Origin of the sequence: Paenibacillus sp. OK060 (assembly GCF_900101205.1) — a bacterium.
Lineage (GTDB): Bacteria > Bacillota > Bacilli > Paenibacillales > Paenibacillaceae > Paenibacillus > Paenibacillus marchantiae.
This window is the reverse complement of the sequence record NZ_FNFR01000003.1, coordinates 698,258-717,331: the sequence shown is the minus strand read 5'-3', so window position 1 is coordinate 717,331 and position 19,074 is coordinate 698,258. Positions and strand designations below refer to the sequence as shown.

At 44.8% G+C, this 19,074-nt stretch carries 16 protein-coding genes; 12 read left to right on the top strand and 4 right to left on the bottom strand.

Annotated features, from left to right (window positions below):
- The first annotated feature begins 72 nt into the window (after window positions 1–72).
- The 4 genes from BLS14_RS14840 to BLS14_RS14825 all read left to right on the top strand — a co-directional run bounded on the left by BLS14_RS14840 (window position 73) and on the right by BLS14_RS14825 (window position 5,960).
- Window positions 73–1,170 carry a bifunctional glycosyltransferase family 2/GtrA family protein gene (locus tag BLS14_RS14840; protein WP_090952603.1) on the top strand — a complete coding sequence of 366 codons (1,098 nt, stop codon included), beginning with the start codon at window positions 73–75 and terminating at the stop codon, window positions 1,168–1,170.
- The gene (locus BLS14_RS14835) at window positions 1,170–3,461 is read left to right on the top strand and encodes a glycosyltransferase family 2 protein (RefSeq protein WP_176854532.1); all 2,292 of its coding nucleotides are present in this window, start codon (window positions 1,170–1,172) and stop codon (window positions 3,459–3,461) included. The genes BLS14_RS14840 and BLS14_RS14835 overlap by 1 nt, the downstream gene beginning before the upstream one ends.
- An 11-nt stretch (window positions 3,462–3,472) precedes the next feature.
- On the top strand, window positions 3,473–5,326 hold the full coding sequence (locus tag BLS14_RS14830; protein WP_090952599.1) for a hypothetical protein: 1,854 nt from the start codon (window positions 3,473–3,475) through the stop codon (window positions 5,324–5,326).
- A 133-nt stretch (window positions 5,327–5,459) separates the two neighbouring features.
- Complete coding sequence (locus tag BLS14_RS14825; RefSeq protein ID WP_090952598.1) at window positions 5,460–5,960, top strand: GNAT family N-acetyltransferase; 501 nt, start codon at window positions 5,460–5,462, stop codon at window positions 5,958–5,960.
- Between the two features lie 98 nt (window positions 5,961–6,058).
- On the opposite strand, the gene BLS14_RS14820 is transcribed toward BLS14_RS14825, so the two are convergent.
- Together BLS14_RS14820 and BLS14_RS14815 are read right to left on the bottom strand one after the other, a co-directional pair.
- On the bottom strand, window positions 6,059–6,820 hold the full coding sequence (locus tag BLS14_RS14820; RefSeq protein ID WP_090952596.1) for an SDR family oxidoreductase: 762 nt from the start codon (window positions 6,818–6,820) through the stop codon (window positions 6,059–6,061).
- 16 nt (window positions 6,821–6,836) lie between these two features.
- Window positions 6,837–7,223 carry a MerR family transcriptional regulator gene (locus tag BLS14_RS14815; protein WP_090952594.1) on the bottom strand — a complete coding sequence of 129 codons (387 nt, stop codon included), beginning with the start codon at window positions 7,221–7,223 and terminating at the stop codon, window positions 6,837–6,839.
- A 240-nt stretch (window positions 7,224–7,463) separates the two neighbouring features.
- On the opposite strand from BLS14_RS14815, the gene BLS14_RS14810 reads away from it, so the two are divergent.
- The 3 genes from BLS14_RS14810 (at window position 7,464) to BLS14_RS14800 (ending at window position 10,935) form a co-directional block, all read left to right on the top strand.
- Window positions 7,464–8,603 (top strand): 5-methyltetrahydropteroyltriglutamate--homocysteine S-methyltransferase, encoded by a 1,140-nt coding sequence (locus BLS14_RS14810; protein WP_090809370.1) that lies wholly within the window; start codon window positions 7,464–7,466, stop codon window positions 8,601–8,603.
- Window positions 8,604–8,875: 272 nt separating this feature from the next.
- Complete coding sequence (locus BLS14_RS14805) at window positions 8,876–10,108, top strand: sensor histidine kinase (protein WP_090952592.1); 1,233 nt, start codon at window positions 8,876–8,878, stop codon at window positions 10,106–10,108.
- 17 nt (window positions 10,109–10,125) lie between these two features.
- Window positions 10,126–10,935 (top strand): GNAT family N-acetyltransferase, encoded by an 810-nt coding sequence (locus tag BLS14_RS14800; RefSeq protein WP_090952590.1) that lies wholly within the window; start codon window positions 10,126–10,128, stop codon window positions 10,933–10,935.
- Window positions 10,936–11,048: 113 nt separating this feature from the next.
- On the opposite strand, the gene BLS14_RS14795 is transcribed toward BLS14_RS14800, so the two are convergent.
- Window positions 11,049–11,378 (bottom strand): hypothetical protein, encoded by a 330-nt coding sequence (locus BLS14_RS14795; RefSeq protein WP_090952588.1) that lies wholly within the window; start codon window positions 11,376–11,378, stop codon window positions 11,049–11,051.
- Between the two features lie 104 nt (window positions 11,379–11,482).
- Here BLS14_RS14795 and BLS14_RS14790 point away from each other — a divergent pair, with 104 nt between their 5' ends.
- Window positions 11,483–12,244: a leucine-rich repeat domain-containing protein gene (locus tag BLS14_RS14790; protein WP_090952586.1), complete on the top strand. Its 762-nt coding sequence runs from the start codon at window positions 11,483–11,485 to the stop codon at window positions 12,242–12,244.
- A 97-nt stretch (window positions 12,245–12,341) separates the two neighbouring features.
- On the opposite strand, the gene BLS14_RS14785 is transcribed toward BLS14_RS14790, so the two are convergent.
- Window positions 12,342–13,433, bottom strand: a complete 1,092-nt coding sequence (locus tag BLS14_RS14785; protein WP_090952584.1) for a GntR family transcriptional regulator — start codon at window positions 13,431–13,433, stop codon at window positions 12,342–12,344.
- Window positions 13,434–13,828: 395 nt separating this feature from the next.
- Between BLS14_RS14785 and BLS14_RS14780 the strand changes: the two genes are divergently transcribed.
- The 4 genes from BLS14_RS14780 (at window position 13,829) to BLS14_RS14765 (ending at window position 18,983) form a co-directional block, all read left to right on the top strand.
- The gene (locus BLS14_RS14780) at window positions 13,829–15,454 is read left to right on the top strand and encodes a xylulokinase (RefSeq protein WP_090952582.1); all 1,626 of its coding nucleotides are present in this window, start codon (window positions 13,829–13,831) and stop codon (window positions 15,452–15,454) included.
- A 176-nt stretch (window positions 15,455–15,630) separates the two neighbouring features.
- Entirely contained in the window at window positions 15,631–16,326 is a 696-nt protein-coding gene (locus BLS14_RS14775; protein ID WP_076287227.1) for an L-ribulose-5-phosphate 4-epimerase, read from the top strand.
- Window positions 16,327–16,594: 268 nt separating this feature from the next.
- Window positions 16,595–18,019, top strand: coding sequence for an L-arabinose isomerase (gene araA, locus BLS14_RS14770; RefSeq protein WP_090952580.1), 1,425 nt, complete (start codon window positions 16,595–16,597; stop codon window positions 18,017–18,019).
- A gap of 190 nt (window positions 18,020–18,209) precedes the next feature.
- Window positions 18,210–18,983, top strand: a complete 774-nt coding sequence (locus BLS14_RS14765) for an AAC(3) family N-acetyltransferase (RefSeq protein WP_256336476.1) — start codon at window positions 18,210–18,212, stop codon at window positions 18,981–18,983.
- Window positions 18,984–19,074: the final 91 nt, after the last annotated feature.

The following is a 19,074-nucleotide window of genomic DNA, read 5'->3' as shown; positions in this document are numbered from 1 at the left end:
ACTCTTTCGATGTTATACTCTCAGTATTCAAAAAGAATTTGTGAAAATATGTCGAATTGAGGCTTAACTAGGATGATTATAGATAAAAGTGAAGACGGCAAAACGATCATCCTTATTCCATCGCTTGAGCCAGATGAGAGACTTCTAGCCTATGTACGGCAATTGCGAGAATATGGCTTGACCCATATTGTCATTGTAGACGACGGATCTGGTGAGGCGTATCAATCGATTTTCGAAGAGCTGAGTGAGAACGGGTGTGTCTTGCTTCGGCATGCGGAAAATCTGGGAAAGGGTGCTGCGCTTAAAACCGGATTTAAGTATATCGGACAGCAGTTCGATGCATCTTCGTTCGTCGTCACTGCGGATTCAGATGGGCAGCACGCAGCAGAGGATGTATACAGACTTACGAAAGAAGCCAGGCAGCATCCTGATGCATTGGTTCTCGGGGTAAGGAACTTCAGCGAGGGAGGCATACCGCCGAAATCTTTGCTGGGTAATCGGATGACGTCCTTTATTTTTGCTATGCTTTACGGTAAAAAGCTATCAGATACCCAGACCGGACTTCGAGCCTTTGGCCCCGGACTACTTGCTTTCATGCAAGATGTTCGCGGCACTCGTTTCGAATATGAGCTGCAGATGCTCATCTCGTGTATTCAGTCCGGTATCCCGATTCATACCATGCCGATTCAAGTCATCTATGAGAATGGAAATGTAGGGACACATTTTAAAGCGATTCAGGACAGCGCTCGGGTGATGGGTGTGCTGTTCTCCAACTTTCTGCGGTTTATTTCCTCTTCCGTTGCGAGTTCTGTCGTTGATTTGGGAATTGCATGGTTTTTGATCGACTTTTTGCGGCCTATATTGGGTCAGCAGGATTATCTAAGAATTCTGCTCGCCACCGTGATTGCGAGAATTATTTCTATTGTCGTCAACTATGTACTGAATAGGCACTTTGTATTCCGTAAAGAGGATAGTCAGGGCAGTCTATGGCGCTATTTGACGTTGTGCGGATTCGTGATTGTGCTTTCCAGTACGGGGGTATATTTGTTCCATACGGTTTTCTTCGTGGATGAGAAAATCGCGAAATTTGTCTGTGATGCCTTGCTGTTCCTGCTCAGTTTTCAATTGCAGCGAAGATGGGTATTTGCAGCAAGGAGGAAGCAGCTGTAGTGCAAAACGAAAAAAGGCAACATATTTTCTTTGTCATCACCATGATCCTGATGTCGATTTATTTGCTATGGCGGATGTTCTTTACACTGCCATGGGGCGAAGGCGTTCTGAACGTCATCTTCGGCATGCTCTTAATTGTGGCTGAGACGGTAACCGTACTGACCACCTTTGAATTGTTTTTTCAAAAGATGCAAAAGGAACGTACGCAGCTCGACTTTCCCATCGTCCCTCCCGATTTTTATCCTCATGTGGATGTGTTCATTGCCACCCATAACGAGCCGGTTGATCTTTTGTATAAAACCGTCAATGCTTGTACGTTCATGGATTACCCTGACAAGCAGAAGGTTCACATCTATCTGTGTGATGATGGAGCACGACCTGAGGTGGAGGAGCTTGCGAAGCAGTTTGGCGTAGGATATCTGGGTTTTCCCGGCAACAAGCATGCCAAATCAGGTAACCTGAATAATGCCCTTAGCAAAACTACTTCTCCACTCATTGCAACCTTTGATGCAGATATGATCCCGCAACACACCTTTTTGATGAAAACAGTCCCGTATTTCCTGCTCTCCACGTTTATAGAAGAGAACGGGAGATGGCGGCTTCGCCGTGAGGATGAAATAGATAAAAAGTTCAAGCTGGGGTTGGTACAGACCCCTCAAAGCTTCTATAATCCCGATCTGTTCCAGTTTAACTTGTATGCAGAGCAAGGAATTCCGAATGAACAGGATTTCTTCTCCAGAGAAGTGAACATCCTGCGTAATGCCTCTAATGCAGTAGCCTATACCGGAAGTAATACGATCATTTCCCGGCAAGGCATGGAAGACATCGGAGGTTTTCCGCTGAATACAATCACCGAGGACTTTGAGACAAGCATCCGCCTACAGCAAGAAGGCTATATTACCTATGCGACTCAAGAGGTTCAAGCTGCCGGGCAGACGACAACAACTGTTCCGAGCATGATCAAGCAGCGAATTCGTTGGGCAAGGGGGATTATTCAGAGCCTGCAGAATACGCGTGCTCCTATATCCGAGAAGCTTCCTTTCTGGACGAGGGTAACCTATTTAAGCAGTTTCTTATACTGGTGGTCCTTCTTTAACCGGTTGATTTTCATTTTGGCACCCATTTTGTTTGCACTATTCGATTTTAAGATTGTAAACACAACCTTCTGGCAAATCTTAATATTCTGGCTTCCGTCCTATTTCTTCTACAGTGTATCGATGCGTTATCTGTCGAGCAATATTCGGAATCAGCGCTGGAGTCAGGTTATTGATACGATATTTATGCCTTATCTGATATGGCCGGTTCTCCTTGAAACGCTGGGCATCCGCGAGAAAAAATTCAAGGTTACGAATAAAAGCAGAGCGAACGGTCGGAAATGGATGTCTGCTCTGTTATATGCACTTCCGCATATCTTCCTGCTTTTGCTTTCGATTGCGGCTGTGATTCGGTATGTTAACGGTAAATATGGTATCGCACTGTTCTTCAGCAGTATCATTATTTTCTGGCTCATTCATAATATGATTGCGCTGTGTTATGCCCTGTTCTTCATGATCGGCCGTCGTGCATATCGGGAGACAGAGCGGATTCGGGCGCAGGAGGATGTCATGATCCACGATCAGGACACGAATGTGCGCTATGAGGCCAAGACAGTAGATGTATCTGAACAAGGTATTGCCTTTTATGTCCCCTATCCCATTTATCTACCTGAACAGAAGACGATCTCTCTGGTCGTAAAATCCGAGCGGTATGAGGCCAATCTTCAAGCGGTCATCGTTTATGTGAAACAGGACGGAGAAGGCTGGCGTTATTCCGCGACGGTTCAGCCGATTGATGAGACGGATAACCGTCAATACATGCAAATCATCTACGATCGTAAACACTCATTGCCAGAGAAGATGAATCTGTGGGATACGGCTTACGACGATATGCTTCGCAATGTAAAAAAACGTATTGTTCAACCTAGATCGGATCAACGAAAAATGCCGAGGCTTTCCCTTCAGCTTCCAGTTCATTTCACCAATCATGCTGGATGTACGCTGCGCAGCTTCAATTATCGTTTCTTTTCCGCCACGGGTCTCCATGGTGATATTGCGGCAGGAGAGGTCGTTACTTTTTATACGAAGAGTAATATTGAAGTCATCTTGCTGCACACAGGGAAAACAACAGCCAATCGTCGCGAAGTACTTCTCTCGGTGGAGAATATTGATGATATCGTGGAGCGCGGTTTGATTGATCAATTGCTGAGTGATTTGACCCATCCACATGCCGATCGTTTCACCAGAGAGGGTTAGGAGAGATAGATATGCTGTATTTGCTTCAATTTGTGATGGGAGTTTTATTGATATTCTCCTTTATGGGTTACATGCAGTTTGTTCGAAAGGCACTATCTATACGTTGGGAGTTCATCCCTGTATTTGTGTTTTCCTCCATAGCATGTATTGTCTTTCTTAGCGGTTTGGCAGGGCAGCTCTACATTGGCAGCCTTGTCCTTCTTCTCGTCGGATTACTATTGTATGGAGGAATGGTGTTTCTCGGAATGCGCCGAGGAGCATTCTTTCGCATTTCTTTTTCCTTATTCCAGTTTTCATTCCTGGCAGGGACGTTCATTTTCTTGCTGGTACTCTTCCAAAATCAATTGACGCACTACGATAACTTTTCCCACTGGGCGATCGTCTTGAAGCAGATGCTTAGCACAAATGCTTTTCCGACACCGGATTCGAACCTAATTGATTTTAAAAATTATCCGCTAGGGACCTCGTCGTTTATTTATTACGTCTGTCGATTTATGGGGCATGACCAGTCCGTGATGCTCTTGGCACAAGGTTTGCTGATCTTTTCCTGTTTTTACGCTATGTTTGGCATCGTTTCCGAGAAGAAACGTTTTCTGCTGTATGCGTTTCTCGGACTCGGGTTATCTACACTGTCTTTCTTCAACCTTACGATTCGGATTACCAACCTGCTCGTGGATTTCTTGCTTCCGATCTATGCGCTCTCCATCCTGGCGGTTATATACCAATATCGTCATGATATCAAACGAGCATGCATAATCATGCTCCCGCTTGCAGGTGTGCTGACAGTCATCAAAAGCACAGGCATTATTTTCGTAGCCATCGGCCTGATCTTCCTGGTGTATACATGGCTAAAACACAAACAAAAGTTCAGTTGGAAAACTGCGCTGGCTGTTATTGGCACCATCTTCGGTTCACTGATTCCATACTTCGGCTGGAGCTGGCGAATGGCAACGGTGTTTCAGGGCGTCGATAACAAATTCGATGTGGCCACTTCCGGGATTCAATCCGGCAAAACGGCGGAGCAGATGCATGAGATTCTGTGGCTTTTCTTAAAATCGAGTACGGATATTACGACACGGCCGGTCATCGGTATTGTCATTTTCCAACTTGTAGCGATTGCCGCTTCGGTATTTGCCTATGTAGTACTCAAGAAGAAGTGGAACTTGTGGAAAGCACTGATCGCACTGGATGTTGTATTGCTGCTGTATTATGCAGGCATTCTGGCATTGTATCTCTTCTCCATGCCGATGGATGAGGCGATCGTGCTGGCAGGTTTCGAGCGTTATGCCTCGAGTATTGTGGTGCTGTTCGCTGGTGGGCTGGTGCTGTGCGCTGCAATCGACCTGGAGCGTTCATTCCACTATCGGATTGGTGAAGTGCCTGATTATCAAGCCTTCAAGACGGTCGAGACGAAGGGGCATTATCAAAAAGGAATCATCGGCTGTATGGCGATTGCGGCGACGATCCTTTTATCGGAATACAACGGGATCGTCTCGATTGCCAAAACCTACGATACAACGCTCCCTTACAAAATCCATGCGGTTACCGGTGATCGCTGGTATAAAGGTGGTCAGGAGGACAACAACAGATATCTGTTCTACGCCTCGGATAGGGATCAGCAGGTCACGAATTATTACATGCAGTATGTCGGGAAGTATTTCTTGTATGCTCCCCATGTGGACGGGATTGTGTTGTTCTATGAGGATAATATGGACAACCTCCTGAGTGGATACGATTATCTGGTCGTCGTGGAGACGGATCGTAACGCAAAGTGGTTGCTGAAAAAGCACTATGGCATTGACATGAAGGAAGGTATCTACAAGATTACCCGTTCCGGAGAACAGATCATTCTTACGCTGACTTGAGATCATTAGAATGGAGTCTGATTTGGTCAAAATTCCTGGTATAATGTAAATAGCCTGGAAATGAAGGGACTGAACTATGCGCAGATATCAATATCTTAAACCTAACTATTAAATCCTAATGGAGGTAAAAGTATTGATTACAGAGTTACACACAGAACGTTTACAATTGAGAAAAATGAAGGTGTCGGATTCTTCGAGCTTGTTCACCGTTTGGTCTGATCCCGAGGTTACTAAATTTATGAATGTTAGTTGTTTTACTGACGTAGAGCAAGCGAAAGAAATGATCAAACTTCTGGATGATCACTCTCAAGATCGTAAGGCTATTCGTTTCTCCATAATTAAAAAAGAGTCCAACGAGATTATAGGTTCATGCGGTTATAATTCTTTGGATTTTGACAACTTAAAAGCAGAAATTGGATATGATATTGCTAAATCTTCGTGGGGAAGAGGATATGCTTTTGAGGCGGTCTCTACTTTGGTAGATCATGCATTCTCATCTTTAAAACTGAACCGAATCGAAGCCAAGGTTGATCCCGAAAATGTGAATTCGATAAAGCTCTTACAAAAGCTCCGTTTCACATTAGAAGGAACATTTAACGATCTCCATATGTATTCAAGATTAGTAGATACATGAGTTTTATATAAAATTTAAAGAGGCCGTTCCGTAGCTGGAATGGTCTCTTTGTTAATATACAGAGAAACGGATGAGTCACACGATGTCTCGTAGGTGAGTTATTCAATAAGGTTTTTCGTTGCGTGATACATGCTTTCTGCATATTTGTCGACTTCATCTCGGGACATGCGTAGGCGGGCAACAGAGGTACCGTATCCAATTTCTTTATGACCTTCTTGTAATCCTTCGAAAATTCCATCTGCAAAGGCATCCAATGGCTCTCCATGCGTATGCAGGCCTGCTCCACCCAGATCTGTACTTACTGCCGGAGGAGCAACTTCAATGACCTCTACAGACGTATCCGAAAGCTGGTGTCTCAGGCTGATTGTAAAGGAGTGAAGTGCCGCTTTGGTTGCTGAATATATCGGAGCAATCGCAAAGGGTGTAAAGGCTAATCCGGAAGTGACGTTAATCATCGTCGCCTCTTCTTTGGTTGCTAGATAAGGAGCGAACAGCATGGATAGATGAAAGGGAGCTTCAATATTCGTTGTAATTTCTTTACTGAAATAACTCCAATCACTCTTCGCATCCGCTGTCAGCATATTAAAGCGTTGTTGGATACCAGCATTGTTAACTAACACATTCACTTCCGGATAGTTTGTGGTTACCCAATCAAACAACGCTACACGCTCGGATTCAATATTCAGATCATTCACATACGTAATAAGGTCAGGGTGTGTTTCTTTTGCATGTTGAAGTACTGCTTCACGTCGTCCAGTAACAATGACAGTATTTCCAGCTCTTAAGAAACGTTCTGCAAATGCTAATCCGATCCCAGAGCCTCCACCGGTGATGAGTACTGTATTTCCTGAAAGTTTCATTATAGTATCTCTCCTCTTAGGTATCTTTTTGTTCGTTTCTTTCCTGTATTTGACGGGTGTAACGTGTAATTTTAAAATCAATGCCCTTCAGGGATTCCTGCATCAACGAAATTTCATCCAGCACTGCCTGCTTGTGATTTTGCATCATTTCAAGCCTTGCTTCAAGCGTACAGTTCCCTTGGATGATCCAGTCCATATATTGCTTAATCTGACTAATGGGCATATGCGTGTTTTTTAAACAAACAAGGGTTTCCAGTAAAGCCATCTGAACTTCTGAAAATAATCTCCTGCCAGCATCATCACGCTCCATCATGGGTAGAAGTCCTTTTTTCTCATAAAAACGTAACGTTGAATCTGGAATATTAAATTGGGCTGAAGCTTCGCTAATGGAAAAATACTTCATGTTGGAGACCTCCAAATAGGTGTTAACTCTGTCAACAGGAATAGCATACGACTTAAACTATGGTTTAAGTCAATAAGGTAAATAAATTTTCTTTTGGATGGGAGATACCTCACGGGTAAAGGAAAGTTGGACTCAGCTATAGCTTATAACTATAACCTGCTATAGCTCTTTCATAGAACAGTAAATCCGATCGGACATGTTATATTTAATCTTATAATTAATTTACGGGGAGATTAAACGATGAGCATTCAAACAGAACCTAAACAGCGGACCGTCACTCCATTTCGATATGATATTGTGGGCAGTTTCTTGCGCCCAAGCGCGTTGAAAGAGGCCAGAGCGAAATACCAAAACGGTGAAATTACTTCTGGGCAACTAGAGGAAGTAGAAAACGCTGAAATTGTGAAGCTCGTGCAAAAACAAAAAGAAGTTGGCCTTCAAGCTGTAACGGACGGGGAATTCCGTCGCTCTTGGTGGCATCTGGACTTCTTCTGGGGACTTGACGGTGTTGACCGGACCATCATTGATCAAGGCTATGAGTTTAACGGTGCCAAATCCAGACCCGAAACAGCACGTCTGACGGGCAAAGTAAGTTTCAGCACTCATCCGTTCGTTTCACATTATGCATTCTTAAAAGGTGTTGCTGGCGATGACGTCGTTGCGCGTCAATCCATTCCTGCTGCTGCACAGTTCCTGTTTGAATTGGACCGGGCAGAAAATAAAGAAAGTACGCAAGCCATTTACCCGAACCGGGGAGAGCTTCTTTCGGATATTGCCAAAGCGTACAAAGAGGCGATCTTGGCCTTGTATGAAGCGGGCTGCCGAAGCGTTCAAATTGACGATTGCACGTGGGGCGCATTGTGCGATCAGCAGTTCATGGCATTCATGGAGCAGATTGGCGTAAATGTAGCCGATTATGCGAACGAACTTGCGAAGTTGAACGAGGAAGTTATATCCGGTTTGCCGGAGGACCTCGTGGTAACGACACATGTATGCCGTGGGAATTACGTATCAACATATGCTGGTGTCGGTGGAGGTTATGAGCCGATTGCGCAAACTCTCCTGAACATTGATAACTACTCCGGCTACTATCTGGAGTTTGATACCGAGCGGGCAGGCGATTTCAAGCCACTTCGTTTCCTGAAAGATAACCAACAGGTCGTGCTTGGTTTGTTCTCTTCCAAATTTGGTGAGCTTGAAAGCAAGGAAGATATTCTGAAGCGTATCGAAGAAGCGAAGCAATATGTGGATCTGGACCGGATTTGCCTGAGCCCGCAATGCGGATTCGCTTCCACGGAAGAAGGCAATCATCTGACAGAAGAGCAGCAATGGCAGAAGCTTGCTTTTATCAAAGAAATTGCTGAAGAGCTCTGGAAATAGTTCATAAGCTAAAAGCATATTTTTAGCCAAGATTAGCCGTACGGACAGTGATCCGTACGGCTAATTGGCATTCTAGGCCTTGCATTAGTTTGACTAATGTTGGGTTTATGTTGTTGGGAATCATTTATTTCAAATTTTCATATTGTATAGCTAGTTAAATGAGATACAATGCTATTATAGATAAGGGCATCCAGTGGGATGCCTTTAAATATAGGAATGAAAAGAGCTACATACATACCGAGGTGTCGACATTAATTTAAAGTGGTGAGTGGATGAAAGAATTGTACAGTCAGGTGAACCGAAAAACATATTATATTTCCATGTTAACTCTCATTGCTCTTATGTTATCTGGATTAGTCCTATCGACAACAGAATTAAGCGGAATTACAGTGGGGTATGTCATCCATTTTTTGTGTGTGGCCATTCTAGCGGTTTGTTTGTTGATCTACCCGAAGCATGAAACCTATGTTTTCAGAAAGATCATCATCCTGTTTGGTTTTGCTTATTTCTATACCCTGTTCTTCTTATATCCAGAGACCTGGACTACGTACATTCTCATTTGTCTGATTCCCTCACTTGCCATTCTGTTTTTTGATTTAAAACTGTTTTATTTCTCCATCATTCTGAATGGATTTTTAATTTTGATCACATTTGGCTATATCATCCTGATTGATCAAGGTAATATATATTCGTATTTACATCATGACATCCTAGGGAACCTCATTAATATTATAGCGAGTCAGATTTTATTATTTCTCATTTTCCATTTGTCCTTTAGTCGTATGAAAAAGCAACAGCTCTATCATGAACAATTACAACAATCGGAGCGTTTAAAGATGATAGCCCATTTGACGGCTGCTGTGGCGCATGAGATTAGAAATCCAGTCACTGTTGTTCGAGGTTTTTTGCAGTTATACAGAGAAGATCCTGCATTTGATGATCCGGTCAAAAACAAGTTTAAATTGATGATTGATGAGTTGAATACCGTTGAACAGATTACCTCTCAGTTTCTAACCCTTTCCAAGCCGAATAAAGATCAGAAGCCAGAAAAAGTGAATGTGAACGATGCTCTTCAGAGTGTAACAGGTCTGGTTCGTTCCTATGCGATGTTATCTGATAACCAGATGCATATCGAGGCAGAAGAAGGTTGCTTCATTTTTATTAATCCCATTGAGTTTAAGCAGTTGATGATGAATTTAATTAAAAACGCATTGGAAGCATCGAATATGGGGAAACCCGTCACTGTGATTGCCAAGAGGAATCAACATTATATTGAGATCAAAATCATGGATGAAGGAAGCGGAATGTCAGAGGATGAGGTGAAGTCGCTCGGGACGCCGTTTTATTCATTAAAAAGTAATGGCACCGGACTAGGATTAATGATCTGTTTTAATATTGTAGAAAAATATGACGGGGAAATTAATTATGAAAGTATAAAAGGTGTTGGAACGACCGTTACGGTACGCTTCTTGGCTACGGATGGGGCTTTTGTGTCTTCTACATGAATAGAGGAGGAATGGGTATGTTGCAGAAGTTTGGTGTAAACGATCAAGTGCTGCATCAGAATATGTTTATGGCCGATGAAGTCCAGTACAATCTTATTCATCGTATATGCGAGTCAGAGCGTTCAACCTGTCTAAAAGCATCTAATGAAACAATGATCTTTGCCCAGACCGAAGGGCACAACGCTTGGTTGTGGATTTCCAAAGAACTTGCAGCTGAACCAAAGAACAAGCTCTTGCAAGAACTTTTAGAATTTCTCAAGGGAAATGAGCTTCCGGGGATATCAGGAGCTCAGGCGACTGTTGGACACTTTTCTGAGGTATTCTCAGAGGCTAACGAGGTTCAATGTGTTCCTTATATGATGATGGAATCCTACGTTTGTTCAGAGGTAAGGAAACCAGTTCATGTAGAAGGGACACTGCACCTAGCTACAAGACAGCATTTGGAGACCGTGGCCGATTTTTTAGCTGGTTTCTCAGAAGGGGCTTATGGAGTTAAAGTTGAACCATCTAGTCAACTCTCAGCAGCAGAGTCGGCTATAGAAACAGGTAATCTGTATCTATGGCTGGTAGATGGTTACCCTGTGTCCATGGCTAATATTGCACATCGCTCTCCAAGACATGCGAGAATTAATGCAGTATATACACCATCTGCCTTTCGTAAGAAAGGATATGCAAGTGCAGTTGTAGCAGAATTATGTTCTATTCTCATATCAGAGGGTTTAGATCCGATGCTATATGCTGATTTGAAGAACCCTGATGCGAATAAGGTTTATCAAAATATAGGTTTTGTTAAAAGTGGTCAAGTGGCTGACATTAAATTCAATTAGGAGAAAAGTGGTCTAGAGCATGGCATCACTGAGAATCAATTGTAGGTATGTATAACATTCTTATCTTGATTCTCAGTGGCATGCTTATCACTCATGTTGGAGAATCTTCTCCATTATCCACTGGATTTCGGGATTGCCAAGGTTCGCATAAATGCTTCTATATTGTCTGTCAGAAAATCGCTATTTACTAATCCAGCATGAGCGATCATGTTCTTGATATCTTGGGCAAACTCAGACAAGCTGGAAGTAGAGGCTTTTTCGAATCTGTTCTCCCCAGCGATATTCCCCGTAGATTTGGCTACGTCCTCTTTGTATTCCTTCAACCAGTCCTGATTAGTCGATACATTTTTGGCGAAGCTTTGAAGAATCCTGTTCCAGTCTTTTCCGTTCACAATTGCATCCTGGAGCTTATCCAGCGTTTTGGGTTCAAATTTCTTCATCATGGACAAAGGTATAGAAAGGAAGTACCATCGTAAAAGATGTACTTTTCTGGAAATTTCATATATACATATGACACATAATTTAAGATGCTTAAAGGAGACTCGAAATGCCCATTCAATTCGTAAAAAATATGATTGTATTTTGTTTGGTTCTCATATTATTACCGGCAACAACCATGTCGGCTGCACCTGTTATTAAAGATGTGGCCCTGGCAAAAGTTATTCGGGAAACATTGAAGATATCATCTAAAAAAGAAGTGAAGACGAGCGATCTGAAGAAATTAAAATCGTTATATGCCGAGGATACCAAAAATAAGATTTCCAATTTGCAAGGACTTGAACATGCCGTTAACCTGGTGGATCTAATTATGCCCGGTCATAAAATAAGAAATATTACATCGCTCAGCAAGTTGAAAAAACTAGAGTTCTTAGTTCTTGAAGGGAATCAGATCTCAGATCTATCCCCACTCTCCGGGTTAAGTAATCTAGAAAGTCTACTGGTTAGTGGTAATCAAATTAAAAATCTAACGCCATTGAAAAATTTACATAAGTTGACCAGTTTGCTTGCCAGCGGCAATCAGGTAGCAGACCTAAGTCCTCTTCAGAAAATAAATCTAGAGTGGATTATTATGGGTGGAAATAAAATTCAAGATTTAAGTCCGTTAAAGAACCATCCGACGTTGGAGTATCTTTATGTGGAGGATAACCTCATTCAAGATATTGCAGTGCTCGACACCATACCCCATTTAATAGAGGTATCGTTGGCCGGCAATCCGTTGAATGAACAGGCGGAGCAGGTTATAAAAAAACTGGAGAAGAAAGGTGTCATTGTAAGTTTGGAATATGACGATGAAGCTGAAACGAAGTAGATTCGGTTTCTACTCGGTGGGAGTAAGTTAATTACTTATATATAAAAAAGGGCCGTTGAATAATTCAACGGCCCTTTTTTCATGCTTAGTCCCAATACTATTCCAACTCAATCTCTTTTACTGTCTCGCCCTCAACCAGCACTGGCTGGTAATAGGTGTTGGTGGGCAGATCCTTTTTGCCTTGCAGTTTCTTGATGACCCAATCCGCAGCGTCACGGCCCATTTGCTCTTGGGGATGAGTTAATGTCGTGAGTTTGATGTTGGCGTTCTTGGCGATATAAGAATTGTCCTGGCCGATAATGGATAACTCGTCAGGAATGGAAATCCCCAGCTTTCTACATGCATGTACGACTTCTAGCCCCACCTCATCGTTGTAACAGACAAGGGATGTTTGCGCATCTCTGTTTTCCTCCAGAAACACCTCCAGATTGGTGGAGAGGTCCGGCTTCGATGCCGTATCGAACGAAAGCACTTGCTCGGGATGAAACCGTAACTTGGCTTCGCCCAGCGCTTTGATATATCCCTTCATCCGATACTTCCCTTGTAAATCATCCATTTTCGCGATAATGCCGATCTGGCTATGTCCTTTGGCGATCAGTTCCCGGGTAGCTAGATAGCTGGACTGCACGTCATCCAGACAGAAGAAAGGCACCTCCAGCTCTTCATAAAAGGCATTGATCATTGTAAACGGTACATCCTGTTCCTTAAAGGAAAGATAGTACGCTATGTTGGGGTTGTACAAGTTGCTCTTGGTCGGTTCGACGATCAGGCCATCCACACCGTAGGACAGCATCATCTCGAGCGCCTTTTTCTCTTGTTCAACATCGTTATTGGTGCTGGCTAACAGCAACGAATAATTGTCCTCATTCAATCGGCCTTCAATACCGCGGATAATGGAGGGGAAGATGTAATCGGAGATATACGTCGTGATGACGCCGATTGTTTTTTTCATCGTTTTCCCGCCGGTTCTGGATCGATACAGATTGCTTACATAGGTGCCGGAACCTTTCTCGCTTCTCAAAAAGCCCTCGTTCGATAGCTCCAAAATGGCCTTTCGTACCGTCTGGCGGCTCACGTTGTAGCTGTCCTGCAGTGCGGATTCGGTAGGGATTTGTTCGCCTACGCTATAGGTTCCCGATAGGATATTGCTTTTGATATCGTCAATGATGACCTGATACTTTGGCTTCACGCAGTCCACTTCTTTCATCGTTACTTATCTATAAAAAAACATCGTCATATTCATAGTTGTACGTACATATTTTATCATGATTCGAATGGAATGGCTATGTAACAGCCAGTTTTACAAAATAAACCGTACAATTCCCATCCTTAAACAGAAATGTGTACCCTACAAAATAAGCTTTTAAGCAAAGAAATGAGATCGTTTAGACGTTATATCATAACTAATGTAAGTATAACTGTTATATATTATTGACAAATGTACGTACAAAAAATATACTAAGGCTGTCAGAAAAGGAAAGCGCATTCTTTTCAATGAACCGAAATATGAATCCAATTTAATCATCTTTAAGGCAATTATATTGTTACTTTACCTACTGTGGTCAGAGAGGGGACTACGTGATCATGAGTCATGTGGATATGAAAGAAGCGATTACCAAGGGAGCCACTTCACTAGGCATCGAATTTGGATCGACGCGGATCAAGGCGGTGTTGATTGACGAACGTTTTGAGACCATCGCGTCAGGCAGTTATGAATGGGAGAACCTCCTGAAAGACGGATATTGGACTTATAACCAAGAGGATATTATCACAGGTCTTCAGACTGCGTATCGTGAGATGAAGCAAGACGTAGAGCGGAAATACGGAATCAAGCTGCAAACGGTAGGCTCCATCGGATTCTCGGCTATGATGCATGGATATATCGCATTGGATAGCACGGGAGAGCTGCTGGTACCGTTTCGGACGTGGCGTAATGCGACCACAGGGAAGGCTGCAAGGGAGCTGACGGATCTTCTACAGTTCAATATCCCGGAACGCTGGAGCATCGCTCATTTGTACCAAGCGATCTTGAACGAAGAGACCCATGTGCCTCGCATCGATCACCTGACAACTTTGGCTGGTTACATACACTTGCTGCTGACGGGCAATAAAGCCATCGGTATCGGCGATGCCTCGGGCATTTTCCCAATCGACGAGTCTACGCATAATTATCACCCGTCCATGATCAAGCAGTTCGATGAACTGATCACAAGTAAAGGTTATCCGTGGAAGGTCGAGGACCTTCTTCCCAAGGTGTATCGCGCAGGTGAGAATGCTGGTGAGTTAACCGAAGCGGGAGCCAAGCTACTCGACCCTTCGAATGATTTGCAGTCAGGCATTCCATTCTGTCCGCCAGAAGGCGATGCCGGAACGGGCATGGTAGCAACGAATAGCGTGAGGAAGCGTACGGGCAACATCTCCGTCGGCACCTCCGTGTTCGCAATGATCGTCTTGGAGAAGGAATTGTCCAAAGTGTATCCCGAGATCGATATGGTTACGACACCAGACGGCAGTCCGGTAGGCATGGTGCATGCCAACAACTGCTCCAGTGACATCAACGCCTGGCTTGGATTATTCCGTGAATTTTCCGAGGCGATGGGATACGAAGTCGACACCGGTAAATTGTTCAGCGTGATGTTCAATAAGGCGTTGGAAGCCGACCCGGATGGTGGCGGTTTGCTGAGCTACGGTTATTACTCGGGTGAAAACATTACCGGTATCGATAAAGGCCGTCCATTGTTCGTCCGCTCCCCGGAAAGCAACTTCAATCTGGCGAACTTCATGCGTACACATCTGTTCACCGCTTTTGGTGCCCTCAAGCTCGGCATGGACATTTTGACGAAGAACGAGCATGTGGCGATTGACAGCATTTTGGCTCATGGTGGTCTGTTCAAGACTCCTGTCGTCGGACAGCGGATTGTAGCCGCAGCGATGAACGTGCCGGTGTCAGTCATGTCTACAGCGGGTGAAGGCGGCGCATGGGGTATGGCGCTTCTGGCCTCGTACATGATCAACAAGGATCAGCAGGAGAGTCTGGATGTGTTCCTAGAGCAGAAGGTTTTTATCGATGTCCAGGGTGAGGAAGTTGAGCCGGATGCATCGGATGTCAAAGGGTTTGAAGCATTTATCGAACGTTATCGGAAGGGCCTCGCAATTGAGCAGGCGGCGGTAGATCATCTGGTAGAGGTTGTTCAAAAAGACCGCTTTTGATTACGAAGGATGCCTAGTGGCATCATCAACATCGAATATGGAATTTAGCCGAAATGTCCGTTGCTCACGTAGCTCTATCTACGCTCCGCTACTCCATTTCTAGCTTCATCCCATCTTCTTGGTACTGAAAACCGACTTTTTGAACACGGACTAGTTAGAGAGCGGGAGGGAATAACATGTTAGAACAACTGAAAGAAGAGGTCTATGAGGCGAATCTGGAGCTGCCGAAGCACGGACTCGTGAAGTTCACATGGGGTAATGTCAGCGCAATGGATCGGGATAGTGGCCTGTTTGTCATCAAACCGAGCGGTGTCAGCTATGACAAGATGAAGCCAAGCGACATGGTTGTGGTGGATCTGGACGGCAATGTGGTGGAGGGCGAAATGAGACCTTCTTCTGATACCGCGACTCACGCGGTGCTGTACAAACATTACCCGGAAATCGGTGGTATTGTGCATACTCATTCCACCTGGGCGACCATCTGGGCGCAAGCTGGTCTGGACGTACCCGTGATGGGGACGACGCATGCTGACACCTTCTATGGTGCCGTACCTTGTGCCCGTTTCTTGAACCAGGATGAAGTTGATCGCGGATACGAAGCGGAGACAGGCCGTCTCATTATTGAAACATTTGAACAGCGCGGGCTGGATGTGATGGCGATCCCGGCAGTTCTGCTTCATGGTCATGCACCGTTCACATGGGGCAAAGATGCCAAGTCGGCGGTAGTGAACAGCGTCGTGCTGGAGGAAGTGTGCAAAATGAACCTGTATGCGCGGCAATTGAATAACTTTGCAAAAGAACTGCCGCAAGGTATTTTGGATAAACACTATTTGCGGAAACACGGAAAAGACGCGTACTACGGACAAAAGTAATTTGGTTATAACAGTGACTGGAAGCATGTTCTGGCTTCCAAGTGGTTTAGTGTGGGAATGACTTGTTCAACTATACTTTTTACACGATAACGGAGAGTGCAGTACCAATCTGTAGAAGCGAAGCGCTCGCCTTTATAACCGGATATCATCCTTATTAAAATTGATCAAAGAAATCCGGGGATAACCAGCGATCGGAAGATGGTACTGCAATCGGAGTGGCAAGTGTAACCCATTTGTTCAACTATAAAAATGAAAAGAGGATGATTACATGTCAGCAACAGCAGCTAAACAGTTTTGGTTCGTCGTAGGTTCACAGCATCTCTACGGGGAAGAAGCACTGGGTGAGGTTAAAGCCAACGCACAGAAAATCACGGATGCCCTCAATGCAAGTGGCGTTCTTCCATACCCGCTCGTATTGCAGGATTTGGCGGTAAGCGCAGATAAAATCACGAGCATCATGAAAGAAGTGAACTATCGCGACGAGGTAGCGGGTGTAATCACTTGGATGCATACGTTCTCGCCTGCAAAAATGTGGATTCGGGGTACGAAATTGCTGCAAAAACCGTTACTTCATCTCGCGACACAATTCAATGAAAGCATTCCATGGGCGACCATCGACATGGACTTCATGAACCTGAACCAAGCGGCTCACGGTGACCGCGAATATGGCTTCATCAATGCACGCCTGAGAAAACAAAACAAAATCGTCGTTGGTTACTGGGAGCGTCCCGAAGTGCAGCAGCAGGTTGCGGATTGGATGGATGTAGCTGTAGCCTACAACGAAAGCTTCAACATCAAGGTTGCTCGTTTTGGCGACAATATGCGTAACGTAGGCGTGACCGAAGGCGATAAAGTAGAAGCACAGATCCAATTCGGATGGACAGTCGATTATTTCGGCATTGGCGACCTCGTGCAATACGTGAACGCTGTAACAGAGCAGGAAATCGACGATCTGATCGCTCAGTACGCAGACCTGTATGAATTCGATTATGGCACGAACAGCAAAGAAGCTTGGGAAGCTAGCGTACGTGTACAAGCAAGTTATGAAATTGCGATCAAACGTTTTCTGGACGAGGGTGGATACAGTGCCTTCACCACGAACTTCGAAGATCTGCATGGCATGAAGCAACTTCCGGGTCTGGCTGTTCAACGTCTGATGGCTCAAGGGTACGGCTTTGCTGGAGAGGGTGACTGGAAAACGGCTGCACTCGACCGCTTGCTCAAAGTTATGGCCCATAACGAAAACACGGGCTTCATGGAGGATTACACGTACGAGATGGCAGCTGGTCAGGAAGCTATCCTTCAATCCCATATGCTTGAAGTAGACCCGACACTTGCCAGCAACAAACCTAAAATCATCGTGTCCCCACTGGGTATTGGCGATCGTGAAGATCCTGCGCGTCTCGTATTCGATGGCAAAGCAGGAGAAGGCGTCGTGGTATCCATGGCAGACTTCGGAACGCATTACAAATTGTTGATCAACGAAGTGTCTGCATTTGAACCAACGTTTCCAGCGCCTAATCTGCCGGTAGCCCGTGTACTGTGGAATGTGAAGCCCAACTTCCAGGACGGGGTTAGAGCATGGATCGAGAATGGAGGCGGTCACCATACCGTAGTATCTTTGAACCTGACTACGGATCAAATCGTGACCTATGCGAAATTGGTGAACCTGGAATACGTTGTGATTAAATAGTTTTGTTATTCATGAACTTATACAAATTCTTTCCTTATGGCCGGGGGGTTCCCCGGCCCTTTGTCTTGCCGTGAGGCGCATGGTGTATGGCCTGAAACAGGTCTCGTGCTCTCTCCAATACAAAGGATAACGTTAGTACCGTCGTCTACGCTCTATTTTGCTATAATAGCCCAAAGGAGGTTATCTATTAATGATACATACGCAAGAAAGTTTGCTCCACCAACTGCGTCAGCTCGGCATTGACGACCAAGGGACGCTGCTCGTTCACTCTTCCATGAAAAGCATGGGCGAAGTCGAAGGTGGTGCGGATACGGTACTGGATGCATTGACCGAGTATATGAAGGACGGACTGCTGGTATTGCCAACGCATACATGGTCTACGATCAATGCGGACAATCCGATGTTCCACGTGGAATCTTCGCCATGCTGCGTCGGTATTCTGCCTGAGCTATTTCGCAAACGACCTGAAGTAGTACGTTCTTGGCACCCTACACATTCGGTAGCTGCTCTGGGACGCGACGCCGAAGCATTTACGAAGGACGATCATCTTTTCGATACACCTTGTGCGAGAGGCTCAGCCTGGGGCAAACTGCTTGATCGGAAGGCCACGATCCTTTTGGTCGGCGTTGATCTGAAACGGAATACGTTTATCCATGGTATCGAAGAATGGGTCGATATCCCGGGCAGATTAACGGATGAGCCTGAGATGTTACGCACGGTTTTACCCGATGGAACCGAAATTTCGGTGCCTTCTCGGAGACATTGCGGATTGTCGTGGTCGGAGCATTTTTGGAAAGTGGATGACGTTCTTGAACGTAAAGGTGCGATGCGTAAGGGGCAGCTTGGCGATGCGGCTGTCAGAGTGTGTGATGCGGCCTTGTTGACGGAAGTAATCACGAGCATGCTCCAAGATAATCCGGATTTGTTCTCGGACAATTTGCCTTTGACTACTGTACACGAATGAGGAGAGGGCCGTCCGGTGACGGAGGGCTCTACATACGTACCTGCTTGCTTCTTACGACAGCTAACAAGGTCTTCTTTCCTCCCGGTTTACA

Bases quoted from the DNA above. Each gene is read 5' to 3' on its own strand.
- BLS14_RS14800 (WP_090952590.1), top strand. From the start codon at position 10,126: ATGTTGCAGAAGTTTGGTGTAAACGATCAAGTGCTGCATCAGAATATG.
- BLS14_RS14815 (WP_090952594.1), bottom strand. From the start codon at position 7,223: ATGAAGTATTTTTCCATTAGCGAAGCTTCAGCCCAATTTAATATTCCA.
- BLS14_RS14765 (WP_256336476.1), top strand. From the start codon at position 18,210: ATGATACATACGCAAGAAAGTTTGCTCCACCAACTGCGTCAGCTCGGC.
- BLS14_RS14795 (WP_090952588.1), bottom strand. From the start codon at position 11,378: ATGATGAAGAAATTTGAACCCAAAACGCTGGATAAGCTCCAGGATGCA.
- BLS14_RS14775 (WP_076287227.1), top strand. From the start codon at position 15,631: ATGTTAGAACAACTGAAAGAAGAGGTCTATGAGGCGAATCTGGAGCTG.
- BLS14_RS14805 (WP_090952592.1), top strand. From the start codon at position 8,876: ATGAAAGAATTGTACAGTCAGGTGAACCGAAAAACATATTATATTTCC.
- BLS14_RS14810 (WP_090809370.1), top strand. From the start codon at position 7,464: ATGAGCATTCAAACAGAACCTAAACAGCGGACCGTCACTCCATTTCGA.
- BLS14_RS14780 (WP_090952582.1), top strand. From the start codon at position 13,829: ATGAGTCATGTGGATATGAAAGAAGCGATTACCAAGGGAGCCACTTCA.
- BLS14_RS14830 (WP_090952599.1), top strand. From the start codon at position 3,473: ATGCTGTATTTGCTTCAATTTGTGATGGGAGTTTTATTGATATTCTCC.
- BLS14_RS14840 (WP_090952603.1), top strand. From the start codon at position 73: ATGATTATAGATAAAAGTGAAGACGGCAAAACGATCATCCTTATTCCA.
- BLS14_RS14790 (WP_090952586.1), top strand. From the start codon at position 11,483: ATGCCCATTCAATTCGTAAAAAATATGATTGTATTTTGTTTGGTTCTC.
- araA (WP_090952580.1), top strand. From the start codon at position 16,595: ATGTCAGCAACAGCAGCTAAACAGTTTTGGTTCGTCGTAGGTTCACAG.
- BLS14_RS14820 (WP_090952596.1), bottom strand. From the start codon at position 6,820: ATGAAACTTTCAGGAAATACAGTACTCATCACCGGTGGAGGCTCTGGG.